Annotated in this window: 12 protein-coding genes and 1 pseudogene; 9 read left to right on the top strand and 4 right to left on the bottom strand. The window is 71.9% G+C overall.

The window, feature by feature from the left end:
• Positions 1-91: 91 nt before the first annotated feature.
• From ACT3SQ_RS07855 to ACT3SQ_RS07875, 5 genes are all read left to right on the top strand, one after another.
• Complete coding sequence (locus ACT3SQ_RS07855; RefSeq protein WP_441446300.1) at positions 92-1213, top strand: FecCD family ABC transporter permease; 1122 nt, start codon at positions 92-94, stop codon at positions 1211-1213.
• 50 nt (positions 1214-1263) lie between these two features.
• Positions 1264-2322 carry an ABC transporter substrate-binding protein gene (locus ACT3SQ_RS07860; RefSeq protein WP_441446301.1) on the top strand — a complete coding sequence of 353 codons (1059 nt, stop codon included), beginning with the start codon at positions 1264-1266 and terminating at the stop codon, positions 2320-2322.
• On the top strand, positions 2319-3140 hold the full coding sequence (locus ACT3SQ_RS07865) for an ABC transporter ATP-binding protein (RefSeq protein ID WP_442332157.1): 822 nt from the start codon (positions 2319-2321) through the stop codon (positions 3138-3140). The genes ACT3SQ_RS07860 and ACT3SQ_RS07865 overlap by 4 nt, the downstream gene beginning before the upstream one ends.
• Before the next feature lie 79 nt (positions 3141-3219).
• Positions 3220-3567 carry a PadR family transcriptional regulator gene (locus ACT3SQ_RS07870; protein ID WP_441446352.1) on the top strand — a complete coding sequence of 116 codons (348 nt, stop codon included), beginning with the start codon at positions 3220-3222 and terminating at the stop codon, positions 3565-3567.
• A 1-nt stretch (position 3568) separates the two neighbouring features.
• On the top strand, positions 3569-4561 hold the full coding sequence (locus ACT3SQ_RS07875; RefSeq protein WP_444601029.1) for a permease prefix domain 1-containing protein: 993 nt from the start codon (positions 3569-3571) through the stop codon (positions 4559-4561).
• 18 nt (positions 4562-4579) lie between these two features.
• Here the strand turns inward: ACT3SQ_RS07875 and ACT3SQ_RS07880 are convergent, their stop codons facing one another.
• Positions 4580-4918, bottom strand: coding sequence for a biopolymer transporter Tol (locus ACT3SQ_RS07880; RefSeq protein WP_444601030.1), 339 nt, complete (start codon positions 4916-4918; stop codon positions 4580-4582).
• A gap of 11 nt (positions 4919-4929) precedes the next feature.
• Positions 4930-5412 carry a pyridoxamine 5'-phosphate oxidase family protein gene (locus ACT3SQ_RS07885; RefSeq protein ID WP_444601031.1) on the bottom strand — a complete coding sequence of 161 codons (483 nt, stop codon included), beginning with the start codon at positions 5410-5412 and terminating at the stop codon, positions 4930-4932.
• A gap of 261 nt (positions 5413-5673) precedes the next feature.
• Between ACT3SQ_RS07885 and sbnA the strand changes: the two genes are divergently transcribed.
• From sbnA to ACT3SQ_RS07900, 3 genes are read left to right on the top strand one after another with little or no spacing between them, the layout of a single operon-like run.
• Positions 5674-6783: a 2,3-diaminopropionate biosynthesis protein SbnA gene (sbnA, locus tag ACT3SQ_RS07890; RefSeq protein WP_444601032.1), complete on the top strand. Its 1110-nt coding sequence runs from the start codon at positions 5674-5676 to the stop codon at positions 6781-6783.
• A complete protein-coding gene (locus ACT3SQ_RS07895; RefSeq protein WP_444591951.1) occupies positions 6780-8672 on the top strand; it encodes an FAD/NAD(P)-binding protein in 1893 nt (630 codons plus the stop codon). Before sbnA ends, ACT3SQ_RS07895 begins: the two co-directional genes overlap by 4 nt.
• Positions 8669-10150, top strand: coding sequence for a Y4yA family PLP-dependent enzyme (locus ACT3SQ_RS07900; protein WP_441445363.1), 1482 nt, complete (start codon positions 8669-8671; stop codon positions 10148-10150). The genes ACT3SQ_RS07895 and ACT3SQ_RS07900 overlap by 4 nt, the downstream gene beginning before the upstream one ends.
• A gap of 19 nt (positions 10151-10169) precedes the next feature.
• Here ACT3SQ_RS07900 and ACT3SQ_RS07905 read toward each other — a convergent pair whose 3' ends face one another.
• Both ACT3SQ_RS07905 and ACT3SQ_RS07910 read right to left on the bottom strand, forming a co-directional pair.
• Entirely contained in the window at positions 10170-11081 is a 912-nt protein-coding gene (locus ACT3SQ_RS07905; protein ID WP_444601033.1) for a TolB family protein, read from the bottom strand.
• Between the two features lie 105 nt (positions 11082-11186).
• Positions 11187-12137: a helix-turn-helix domain-containing protein gene (locus ACT3SQ_RS07910; RefSeq protein ID WP_444601034.1), complete on the bottom strand. Its 951-nt coding sequence runs from the start codon at positions 12135-12137 to the stop codon at positions 11187-11189.
• A 9-nt stretch (positions 12138-12146) separates the two neighbouring features.
• On the opposite strand from ACT3SQ_RS07910, the pseudogene ACT3SQ_RS07915 reads away from it, so the two are divergent.
• Positions 12147-12896: pseudogene (locus ACT3SQ_RS07915) on the top strand (zinc-binding dehydrogenase); the annotation flags it as partial.
• Positions 12897-12900: the final 4 nt, after the last annotated feature.

A 12900-nucleotide genomic window follows, 5' to 3' on the forward strand; every position in this document is an offset into this window, starting at 1 on the left:
ACCCCGGCAATCTCCGGCACGGCCCCTCGCGCGACCCTCCGATAGTTGTAAGGTCGTGCAAGTGATTCGGCTAGCGGAGGGAGGGTGCATCGTGCATGCAGCCCTCGGGAACCTGGAGATGGCGGACCCCTCCCTGTCCGACCAGCCACCTCACTCCCCCGATGTGCTCGGGGTGCGCTCTCGTGCTCGCCGGTCCGCCCTGGTGCTGGTAGGTCTGTTCATTGCTGGCGCGCTCAGCCTGCTGATCTGCCTCGGCGTCGGCCCGGTGTCGATCTCCCCCGGGATCACCGCGCAGGTGATCGCCCAGCACCTCGGGCTGCCGGTGACGGTCTCGTGGGAGGCCGCGACGGATTCCATCGTCTGGAATGTGCGTCTTCCGCGGGTGCTGATGGGGGCTGCCGTCGGCGCGTGCCTCGCGATCAGCGGCGCCGCCCTGCAGGCGATGGTGCGCAATATGCTCGCCGACCCCTACATCCTCGGGGTCTCCGGCGGCGCCTCCACGGGCGCCGCCGCCGCGATCCTCTTCGGAGTCGGCGCAGCGTTCGGGGAGTACGCGCAGTCCGTCCTCGCCTTCCTGGGTGCGCTCGCAGCGGCGCTGCTGGTCTTCGTCATCGCCCGGGCCGGCGGGCGGGTCACCTCGCTGCGGCTGCTGCTCTCCGGGGTGGCCGTCGGCTACGCGCTCACGGCCGTGACGAACCTGCTGATCTTCTCCTCAGACTCCGCCGAGGGCTCGCGTTCGGTGATGTTCTGGATGCTGGGCTCGCTGTCCCTGGCCCGTTGGAACGCTTTCCTGCTGATCGCGGTGCTCGCCGCCGTGCTCGGTGTGCTCGTGATGGTCTTCGGCGCCCGGGTGCTCGATGCGCTGAGCGCCGGGGACGAGATCGCGCATGGCCTGGGGATCTCGCCGGACCGCGCCCGGATCGGCTTCCTGCTGGTGGTCTCGCTGTGCACCGCGGCCGCGGTCTCCGGCGCAGGAGCGATCGGCTTCGTGGGCCTGGTGATCCCGCACCTGGCACGGCGCCTGGTCGGGGCGCGGCACCGGGTGCTGATCCCGGCGAGCGCTCTGCTGGGCTCCCTGTTCCTGCTGTGGGCCGACGCCTTCGCCCGCGTGGTCATGCAGCCCCGCGAGCTGCCGATCGGTGTCCTCACCGCGGCGATCGGTGCCCCTTTCCTGCTCCTGCTGGTCCGGCGCCTCTATTCGCGCCAGGGATGAGCGACGTGCTCCGTCCCCTACCCCGTCGCCCGTCCCGCAGAAGGAATCTCATGGAACGCACCGCCCGCCGCACCGCCGTCGGCCCCCTGAACCGGCGCACCGCACTGGCCGGACTGACCGGGCTGGTAGGGCTGGTCGGGCTCACCACCGCCTGCAGCTCCGATGCGGGAGACGCCGGCTCCCCCTCGGACGGCGCCTCCGGGAGTGACGCCGCAGGAGGCTTCCCGCTCGAACTCACGAACTGCGAGGCGACGCTGACCTTCGAGACCCCGCCGGAGCGGATCGTGCTGCTGGAATCCGCGCCGGTGACCACGCTGGACGGCATCGGGGTGCTGGACAAGGTCGTCTCCCGTGCCGGGGCCTTCCCGCTCGGCTACTACGGGGAGGATCTCACCGCCCGCATCGAGGCGATCCCGGCCCTGTCCGAGGACATCGACGCCTCCGGCCATCTGCTGATCTCCCAGGAGCTGGTGATCGCGCAAGACCCAGATATCGTCTTCGGTCTACCCGACGGGGTGACCCGAGAGGTGATGGCCGATGCAGGCGCCGGGGTCGTCGTCCAGGACATCTTCTGCGGCGGCGGGAGCGAACGAGCGAGCTTCGAGACGCTGTACTCGACGATCGGCACCTACGGCCGGATCTTCGATCGCGCCACGGAGGCCGACTCCCTGACCACCTCGCTGCAGGAGCGCGTCGCCGAGGTCTCCGATTCCGCACAGACCCTCACCACCACGACTGCTGCGGTGCTCTACCCCTCCCTCGGCGGCGGGCCGCTGTTCACCTACGGCGCCGGCTCGATGGTCACGGCGCAGCTGGACGCCCTGGGCATCGAGAACGTCTTCGCCAGCACCGCGGAGCGCGTGTTCGAGGTCAGCGCCGAGCCGCTGCTCGCGGCGGACCCCGACGTGCTGATCGTGCTCTACCAGGGCGAGGGCGACGGCATGGACCTCACCCAGGAGATGATCGCCCAGGATCAGCTCTCCGGCCTGCGCGCCGCACAGGAACAGGCGGCGCTGCCGCTGCTGTTCAACTTCGCCGAGCCCGCGTCGCCGCTGGTGGTGGACGGGTTGGAGAGGATCCACGAGTGGCTGCTCGAGCTCGAAGGATGACCTCCGACACCTCCTCCGGCTCCCAGGACGTGCCGGTCCTCGAGGCTCGCGGCCTCCGGCACTCCTTCGGCGCCACCGAGGTGCTGCGGGGAGTGGATATGACGGTCACGGACGGCGAGGTGCTCGGGCTCGTCGGCCCCAACGGCAGCGGCAAGACCACCGCCCTGCGGATCCTGCACCGCGCTCTGGTCCCGGACGCCGGGCAGGTGCGGCTCGCGGGCCGTGACCTGGCCGAGCACTCCGGACGAGAGCGGGCGCAGCAGATCGCGGTGATGGCACAGGAACTGACCGGGGAGGTCCCGCTGAGCGTCGCAGATGTGGTGCTGTTGGGCCGGGTCCCCCATGCCGGGGCCTTCGGCTCGACGACCGGCGAGGATCTACGGATCGCGACCGAGGCTCTGACCAGCGTCGACGCCCTGCACCTGGCGCGGCGCGAGTTCGGAATCCTCTCCGGAGGGGAGAAGCAGCGCGTGCTGATCGCGCGGGCGCTCGCCCAGCAGCCCCGGCTGCTGCTGATGGACGAGCCCACCAACCATCTGGACATCGGCTCCCAGCACCACGTGCTGCAGATCGTGCGCGAGCGGGGCCTGGCGACGGTCGTGGTCCTGCACGACCTGAACCTCGCCGCCCGCTACTGCGACCGGGTGATCGTGCTCGCGGACGGCATCGTGCTGGCCGACGGCCCTCCCCGCGACGCACTCGCAGCCGGGCTGGTCAGCGCCACCTATGAGGTCACAGCCGAACGCGCCACGGCCGACGACGGCACCCCCCAGTTCCTGTTCCGCGGCCGCGGGCCATCTCCCGAGGGCACCGTCTAGACAGCACCGTCTGGACAGCACCACCAAGACAGCACAGTCTCCTGGACAATGGTGTGTCGAGCACACTATGGTGTGGGGCATGAGCGAGTCCTTCGATCCCCATCTGCAGGAGCTTCGGCGCGGCACCGTCGTGCTGGCGTGCCTGCGACTGCTGCGCACCCCCGGGTACGGATACAGCCTGCTCGAGCAGCTCGAGTCACGCGGCTTCACCACGGATGCCAACACCCTCTACCCGCTGCTGCGGCGTCTCGAGAAGCAGGGGTTCCTGACCAGCGAGTGGAACACCGAGGACTCCAGACCCCGGAAGTTCTACGTCACCTCGGCCGACGGCACCAGCCTGGCCGAGACCCTCAGCCAGGACTGGGTCGATCTCACCCGGTCCATCGCCTCCCTCACCGACGATCCGGGCACGCCCGAGGAGAACTGACATGACCACCACCTTGACCGAGCGCTACATCAGCGCCACGACCGACTCCCTCCCGCTCGAGACCCAGAGCGACGTGCGCGCCGAGCTCGAGGCCTCCATCGCCGACGCCATCGAGTCGCGCCTCGAGCAGGGCGAGGACCCTGCCGAGGCCGAGCGCGCCGTGCTCACCGATCTCGGTGACCCGGTCGCCCTCGCCGCGAGCTACACCGACCGGCCGCTGCACCTGCTGGGACCGCGCTACTATCTGGCCTGGTGGCGGCTGCTCAAGCTCCTGCTGGCGATCGTTCCCGCCTCCGCCGTCGGCGGTGTCGCCCTCGTCCAGGTCATCATCGGCGCCCCGGTCGGGGAGGTCATCGGGCAGGCGATCAGCGTGGGGATCTCCGCCACCGTGCACCTGTTCTTCTGGGTGACGCTGATGTTCGTCATCCTGGAGCGCACCGGGGCGGACACCGGTCACGACTGGGACCTCGACCAGCTGCCGGAGCCGCGCCCCACGGGGGCGGGCCGCTCCGAGGTGGTCGCCTCGGTGGTGTTCGCCGGACTGATGATCGGCGCGGTGCTCTGGGACCGCTTCCGCGGATTCGTGCAGATCGACGGCCACGCCCGCGACATCCAGATCCTCCACCCGCAGCTGTGGCCCTGGGCACTGCTCGGCATGCTCGCGCTCCTCCTGCTCGAGGTCGGGCTCGCCGTCCTCGTCCATCTGCGCCGCGGCTGGTCCACGGGCCTGGCTGTCGCCAACACCGCTCTCGCAGTCGTATGGGTCAGCGTGATCCTGACCCTGTTGGGCAACGGGCTCCTGGTGAATCCCGAGTTCATGGGCCTCGTCCTCCCCAGCGACGGGGGCGGGCCGGACACAGCTCGCGTAGTCGTGGTCCTGTTCGTGCTGAGCATCCTCGGGGTCGCTGCGTGGGACATCATCGACGGCTGGCGCAAGGCCGGTCGCGAGGCGAAGCATCGGGCGACGTCCCTCGGGACCGGCCTGCCCGTCTGATCTCTCGCCCCGCGATCCTCACGGAGCGGAGGACCCCGTGACGTCCGTGGAGCGCAGGCGATCCAGGCGTTCGCCGGCGCGCTCCGCGCGGTCGTCCTCCGTCAACTCCCACCAGGCCTCACCGCGCTCCCCCAGGCCCTCCTTGGCGAGCTGGACCCGGTCGCGCCAGGCCCGCACCTCGCTGGGGTCCTGGGACCTGCCGATCGCGGAGCGGGCCCGTCCCAGCTCGGAGCGCAGGGGGCCGGTGATCTCCTCGGGGAGATCGGGGTCGGTGGCCCGCCACCGGCGGCCGCGCACCACGATGTATCGACCGTCGGCGGTCCGCTCCGGCCCCTCGCCGGCACCCGGGTCGCCCATGGCGTCCGTGGTCAGAGCTCGGTCGTGGCGGTGCCGCCGGGTGGGCGCTCCCCGGCCACCTTCGCCTTGAGGATCTGCGCGAGCCCGGCGGCCTTGCCGCCGGGCAGGCCCCAGAACTGCGCGGATTCGCCGCTGACCCGCAGCAGTCCCAGGCTCGGGTCCTCCGGACCGCCGGGGAAGTAGGCTTCCGCCCCCTTGGTCCACAGCTGCTCGACCAGGGCACGGTCCTCGATGAACTCCGCGCTCCCGGCCACCGACAGCCACGACCCTGCCTGCGAGATCGAGAGATTCACCTGCGGGCCGCTGCGCAGCGCCTCGGCCTGGCCACCCTGCAGTCCGACGAAGAACCAGACGTCCGCGTCATCGGTCACGCCCTGGATGGACAGGGGGTGGGACAGGAGCTTGCCGTTGGGAAGTGCGGTGGTGAGCATGACGATGTCGGCGTCGCGGAGCGTGTCCACGACGTCCTCCAGGGCCAGGGTGTCGTCGGTCATCAGGGATCCTCCCGCGTTGCCGGTGCTGTCCCCTCCGACGGTACAAGCCTCCTCCTGTCCCGCGTGCGGAACCGACCGTTCGGTACCGATGCCCACCCGGGAGCGAGGGTCTCCGGTGCACCGGCATCCCGCCCGCGCGCCTCCCGCCTGGGGCGGTTTCCTGCTAGCACACCCACCGTCCTCCAGCCGTCGCGCGAAGCGATACCAGAGAAGGTCGAGAACACCTCGGCACGAGCCTCGCGATGCCGTACTTTGACGATCGTGACCACACACTTCGCGCAGCCGGCCCCGGAGCCCGACCTCAGCACGCCCAGCGACGTCGCTCCCGGCATCACCGTCGGCATCTCCGCCGCCGTCGGCCGCACCCCCCTGATCCGTCTCGACCGCCTGTTCCCGGACTCCGGGATCGAGATCCTCGCCAAGCTCGAGTCCGTCAATCCCGGCGGCAGCACCAAGGACCGTCCGGCCCTGGCGATGGTGCGCGATGCCTTCGCGCGCGGGCACCTCGAGGCAGGGGGCACGGTGGTCGAGTCGAGCTCCGGCAACCTCGGGGTCGCCCTGGCCCGGGTGTGCTCCACGCACGGGGTGCACTTCGTGTGCGTGGTCGACTCCCGCACCAATGCCACCACGGTGGCCACCATCCGGGCGCTCGGCGGGCAGGTCGAGATGGTCACGGAGCCCGATCCGGAGACCGGGGACCTGCTCACCGCCCGCCTGCATCGCGTCGAGCAGCTGCTCGAGCAGATCCCGGGTGCGGTGAACCTCTACCAGTACGGCAATCCCGCGAACCCCGGCGCGCACGCGGCCGGCACCATGGCCGAGATCGCCGAGGCCACCGATCACCGCCTGGACGTGCTGATGGCGGCGGTGAGCACCACCGGCACGATCGCCGGGTGCACCGCGTACCTCCGCGAGAACTCCATGGACACCCGCACGGTCGCGGTCGACGCCGAGGGCAGCGTCCTGTTCGGGGGCACGGCCGCACCGCGCCCGCTGCCCGGATTGGGCGCGGGCGTGGTCACCGACATCTCCCGCACGGTCGATCCGGATCGCGTGGTGCGCGTCAGCGGGCTGGACTGCGTGGTCGGGGCGCGCCTGCTGGCCCGCCGCGAGGGCATCCTCGCCGGCGCCTCCACCGGCGGCATCGTCCACACGCTGGGCTCCCTGGTTCCCGAGCTGGCACCCGGCTCGCGGGTGGCGTTCATCGTCCACGACGGCGGCGTGCCCTATCTCAGCACGGTCTACGACGACGACTGGGTCGAGCGGACCCTCGGGGCCGACGCCGACGCCCTGACCGACGCCACCGCATCATTGCAGGCCACGGCATCCCGGCAGGCCACCGCGCGACGTGGAGGACCAGGGCGTCCATGAGCACCCAGGACACGCCGGGGACCGGCCCCGACGCGACCGGCCCGCGGCGACGGCTGGCCGTGGTGGGAGCGGGACCGAAGGCGCTGTTCGCCCTCGAAGCACTCGCGGCGCACCTCACCGCAGACCTCGCCGCCGGCACCGGGGCCGTCAGCACCGAGACCCCCGGCGCCGCCATCGTGGACGTGACCGTGCTGGACCCCGCCGGGCTTCCCGGGACCGGCGCCGCCTACGCCCTCGACCAACCGCCCTACCTCCGCCTGAACGTCACCGCGGGAATCCTCGATGCGCCCGCCACCGGGACGGGGACGTCGTTCCCCTCCTGGGTGCGCCGAGAGCACCCCGGGCTCGCCGAGGATCCGTACCCGCCGCGGGCCGTCGTCGGCGCCTATCTCACACAGCGGTGGGCATGGATGGAGGCCTCTCTGTCCCGGGTCGGCACCCTGCGCCACCACCGCTGCCAGGTCGTCTCGGTGGAGCCCCATGCTGGACGGTGGCGGGTCGGGATCGAGCAGCCCGCCACGGCCGACGGCGCGGAGTCATGGGACGCCACGGCCGACGGTTCGTCGCCCGGGCGCGCGGCGCCCACCCTGCTCGATCGGTTCGACGAGGTGCTCCTGGCCACCGGCCACGCTGCCCGCCACCTCGGCGCGCTCGCGAGGTCGTGGACCGGCCCGCTCCCCCTCCGACCTGCCGTGCTGCCGGTGGAGGCCATGCTCGGCCCCGAGCAGGTCCCGCCCGGTTCCCGGGTGGCGGTCCGAGGCGCGGCCCTGACCTTCCTCGACGCCGCGCTCGCCCTCACCGAAGGGCGGGGTGGCAGGTTCGACCCGCATCCCCGTCATGAGAGGACGATCGTCCACCTCCGGGGAGCGGAGGAGCCAGCCACCATCCTCCCGACCGCGCGCCACGGCCTGCTGCTGGACGCGAAACCCGATCCCGGCACGCCGCTGCCTCCCGCAGGCGCCGCCGTGATCGAGGACGGGAAGCGGCGTCTCCGGGCAGCGACCAGCTCCCAGGGGGAGATCGCCCCGGATGTGGTGCTCGATGTGGTGCTCGATGCCGCGACCGCCATGATCCGGGGAGCGGGCGCCTCCGCCGCCGAGCGGTACCGCGCGGTCGAGCACACCCTCGCCACCGGTGCCGAGCCCGATCTTCCCTCCGGCCCGGGCCGCGCCGAGCGCGCCCTGCGCCGCAGCGTGGCCGTGGCGGAGGGGGCCCGTGCGCCGGGCCCCGCCTGGGCGCTGGGCCGCACCTGGTCCGCGCTCTACCCGCTGCTCACCGCCGGCCTCCGCGGCAGCGACATGACTGCGGGCGAATGGGAAGCGTTTCGCCGCACCGCCCAGGTGCTGGAGCGTTTCGCCTTCGGTCCGCCGCTGGTCAATGCCCGCAAACTGCTGGCCATGCTCGATTCCGGTGCGGTGGACCTGTCCTGGCTCGATGCAGGCACCGCGATCGATACCCGCGGTCTCCAGGGGATCCCGCAGGGTGCCGGGGCCGCGGACCTCGTGGTAGATGCGGTGCTGTCCCCGCCCGGGGTCCTCGGGATCACCGACGAGCTCACGGAGAACCTGCTCCGATCGGGTCTCGTGAGCGTCCGCCCGGGACGACGCGGGGCGGTCGTCGATCCCGACGCCACCGCGCGCCGGGCCGACGGGAGCCGCGCGGAGGGGCTCGCGCTGCTCGGCCGCCCGACGGAGGACCACGTGATCGGCCACGACACCCTCAACCGGCACCTGCACACCGAGATCCGGCACTGGGCCGCTCGCCTCGCACGCACCCTCGTCTCACCCGTGGGCGAACCTGCGGCCGAGGCCGGTGTGCCGGGAGAATCCACTGCATACGCCACCGCGGCGAAGGTCGCCGCCGGAACGCACCGGGAGACCAGGGAATGACGACCGCACCGCGCACAGATGGCCTCCCGACGAACGACGCCCTGCATGAGGGGGACGACCTGCGCACGGGGTGCCAGGGCATCCCGTCCCTGTCGGCACGGCTCGAGCCGTGGATGCAGGAGCTGCTCGCGGATCCCACGGCGTGCGCGGCGCTGCTCGAGGAGCACGGCAGCCCGCTGAACGTGCACGACTTCAGCGCGCTCGCGCGCAACGCGGCCGAGCTGTCAGACGTCGCCGAATCCGAAGGCGTCGCCCTGCGGATCTTCGTGGCCCGCAAGGCCAACAAGACGCTCGGGCTGGTCCGCGCCGCGCACGCGGCCGGGCTGGGACTCGACGTGGGCAGCCATCGCGAGCTCTCCCAGGTCCTCGACCTCGGCGTGCCCGCCGGCGACGTGGTCGTCACCGCCGCCATCAAGCCGGCCCCGCTGCTGCGCTTCGCGCTGGATTCCGGAGCGATGCTCGTCCTCGACAACCTCGACGAGGCCGCCGCCGTCGAGGCAGAGATCGCCCGCGAGCCGCTCGCCCCGCCGCGGCCCGTCGCGCTGCGTCTCGCACCGACGCCGAGCGACGTCGTGGGTCCCACCCGCTTCGGCGAATCCGCCTCCACCTGGCAGGGCTGGGCCGGGTCCCGGGAGGTCTCCCGCGGCGGACTCCAGATCCAGGGGATCCACTTCCACCTGCACGGCTACGACCCTCTCGCTCGGGCTCACGCCCTCGGCGAGGCCCTCGGCCTGGTCGACTCGCTGCGGTCGAGCGGACACCCCGTGAGCTTCATCGACATCGGCGGCGGGATCCCTATGTCCTACCTCGATGATGCCGAGCAGTGGGCGGCGTTCTGGGAGGCCCACGACCAGCAGAGCGACGATCCGACGGATTCTCTGACCTGGCGCGGGGAGCCGCTGCGGCAGGTCTATCCCTACCACCAGCAGGTGGTGCGCGGTCAGTGGCTGCGCACTCTCCTCGGAGCGGAGGTGCAGCCCGGAGTCCGCGCCGCCGACGCGCTGCGGGAGCGGGAGCTGGAACTGCGCTGCGAGCCCGGTCGGTCGATGCTCGACGGCTGCGGGATGACCCTCGCCCGCACCGTGCAGCGCACCACCACCAGCGACGGGATCCCGCTGATCGGGCTGGAGATGAACCGCACCCAGTGCCGTTCCACCTCCGACGACTTCCTGGTCGACCCGATCCTGGTGAGGACCGGCGGGGAGCCGTCGGCCCCGGTGGAAGCGTTCCTCGTCGGCGCCTACTGCATCGAGGCCGAGCTGATCCTGCGCCGGCGCCTGAGCTTCCCGGGCGGGGTGGCGATCGGCGACGTGGTGGCGCTGCCGAACACCGCCGGTTATCTCATGCATATCCTCGAGAGCGCCTCGCACCAGATTCCGCTCGCCTCGAACGTCGTCAGCGGCCCGGACGGGATCCGGCGGGACCGCATCGATGCCGTCGCGCCGCAGCGCCCGTGGACGGACGCACCGCGCGACTGACCGGTCGCCGGGTCAGGGATCAGCCCTGCAGCGGATAGTCCACGTAGGCGATCCGGCGGGAGTCCGGGGCCCAGCTGTTCACGTTCATGGTGCCCTGCCCACCGAACACGGCGGTCAGATCACGGATCCCGTTGCCGTCGGCCGCGGCCAGGCGCAGGATCACCTCGCGATCCGCCGGGTGCCCTTCGGTGCCGGGCGGGAAGCTGACGTAGGCGAGGCGGGCACCGTCCGGGGAGAGGTGCGGGAACCAGTTCACGCGCTCATCATCGGTGAGCTGCTCCATCCCGGTGCCGTCGGGGCGCATGCGGAAGAGCTGGGCGTGCCCGGCCACGGTGCGGGACCGCTCGGAGTTGAGGTAGATCCAGGCCCCGTCCGGGGAGTACTCCGGGCCGTCGTCGGGGAACTCGTTGTCGGTGAGCTGGGTGCTCTCCCCGCCCTCAGCGCGGATCGTGAACAGGTTCGGAGGCACCCAGGACCCGTCAGAGCGCCGCTGGACGCCGGTGTAGGCGAGCGTGGCACCGTCGGGACTGACGCCATGCAGGTAGTGCAGGAGCCCGTCCCCGAGGGTGATCTGCTCGGCGGGGCCACCGGTGAGCAGGGCTCGGTAGATGTGGCTGTCGTCGGCGGAGACGAACACGTGCTCCCCGTCGGGATCGAGCACGTGGTCGTTGTTCAGGGGTTCCATGCCCTCGAGCGGGATCCGCTGCGGTGCACCGCCGGTCCGGTCCGGGCGGTCCAGGTCCCCACCGCCGTCCAGGTCGAGGCGGAACAGGTGGCCGTCGCCGTTGAGGATCAGCGCGGCGCCGTCCAGCGTCCAGTTCGGTGCCTCGTACAGCACCGCCTCGGACTCGTGAAGGATCTGGTCCTCCCCGGTCTCCACGTCGAGCACGTGGATCCGTGAGCGCTGTCCGGGGGCGAGGGCGCGTGGCATGGGAGTCCTTGTCGTCGACGATCCGCGCGGGGGCTGGGCTTCCATCGCCCCCCCGGTCCGGCTCCGGCACCCGGCTGCGGCATCGCTGGGCCCAGGCACAGCACCCTATCCGACCGTCGGAACCCCTCGACTGCCCGGAGGCGACCCGGGAGTCGCACCGGCGCTGGGGGTGCCGGAGGGGCCGGAGGCCGCCGGTGGCGCCGCCGCGGCGTCCGCGCGCTCAGCGCGCTGGGTCGCGGCCCAGCTCGCGAGCAGCCGCATGCGCTGCGCGGACTGCGAGCCGGGCTCGGTGGAGTAGACGATCACGGCACGGCCGGGCTCCGCCGTGATGGCGAGCTCCTCATAGGTGACGGTCAGCTCGCCGACCACCGGATGCTCGAACCGCTTGAGGCCGGAGCCGTGAGTGCGCACGTCATGTGCGCCCCACAGTCGACGGAAGGTATCGCTGCAGGTGGAGAGCTCTCCGACGAGGTCCTGCAAGGTCGCGTCATGCGGGATCTTGCCCGCTTCGACCCACATGCTGCTCACGCACATCTCAGCGAACCGGTCCCAGTCCGGGTAGAAGTCCCTCGATGCCGGATCGAGGAACTGGAAGCGGGCGAGGTTCGGGGAGCGCCCGCCCTCGCCGTCCCCGATCAGCGGAGCGTAGAAGGCGCGTCCCAGCTCGTTGGTCGCGAGCAGGTTCTGGTACTGGTCCCGCACGAAGGCGACGCCGTCGGTGAGGGAGTCCAGTGCCCATTGCAGGCCGGGCCGCACCGGGGCGGGCGTCGCGGCGCTGCGCCGTCGAGGCCTGCCGGAGGTGGGGATCCCGTCGGCCGCAGGTGCCAGATCCAGCAGGTGGATGCTCTCGGTCTCATCGAGCTGCAGGGCCGTGGAGACGGCGTCCAGCACGGAGGCCGAGGCGCCGGCGATCGCGCCGCGCTCGAGCTTCGCGTAGTACTCCACGCTGACCCCGGCGAGCATCGCGACCTCGCTGCGGCGCAGGCCCGCCACGCGCCGGTTGCCGCCTGCGGGCAGTCCCGCCTGCTGCGGGGTGACCTTCGCGCGGCGGGTCATGAGGAACTCGAGATCTGCCTCGAGGGCCACCCCTCCCGCTGTGTGAACGCCATCTTCGTGGACGGCGCGATCGGCACCCAGGCCGAGAAGGCCCGGATCCCCTTCGCCGACGGCACCCTGGTCGCCACCCCCGGCCGGCCCGACGCGGACCTCATCCCCTCACTGCTGGCCACCTCCGACGTGCTGGGCACCGGCTGGTTCGCGGCCGACGCCGCCCAGGCCGGCCCCGGAAGGATCGTCGCCGTGGTCGGTGACGGCGCCGTGGGCCTGATGGGAGTGCTGGCCGCGCAGCAGATGGGCGCCGAGCGCATCATCATCTTCAGCCGCCACCCGGACCGGAAGGCGCTGGCCCGCGAGCACGGTGCGACCGACATCATCACCGAGCGCGGTGACGAGGGCGTGACCCGGCTGAAAGAGCTCACCGGCGGGCTCGGCGCGCACTCCACGATCGAGGCCGTCGGCACCCAGGAGTCGATGATGCAGGCGATCCGCTCGACACGCCCCGGCGGCTCCGTGGGCTTCGTGGGCGTCTCGCATGATGTCCAGCTGCCGGGCGGTGAGCTGTTCTTCTCCGCCGTCCATCTCCATGGCGGGCCGGCTCCGGTGCGCCGCTACCTGCCCGAGCTGATCCAGCTGGTCTGGGACCGGAAGATCGACCCGGGCAAGGTCTTCGACCTCACGCTGCCGCTGGCCGATGCCGCCGAGGGCTACCGGGCGATGGACGAGCGGCGTGCCACCAAGGTGCTGCTCACCCTCTGACCTT

This window comes from Brachybacterium sp. AOP42-C2-15, assembly GCF_052377065.1.
In the GTDB taxonomy this organism is placed as follows: domain Bacteria; phylum Actinomycetota; class Actinomycetes; order Actinomycetales; family Dermabacteraceae; genus Brachybacterium.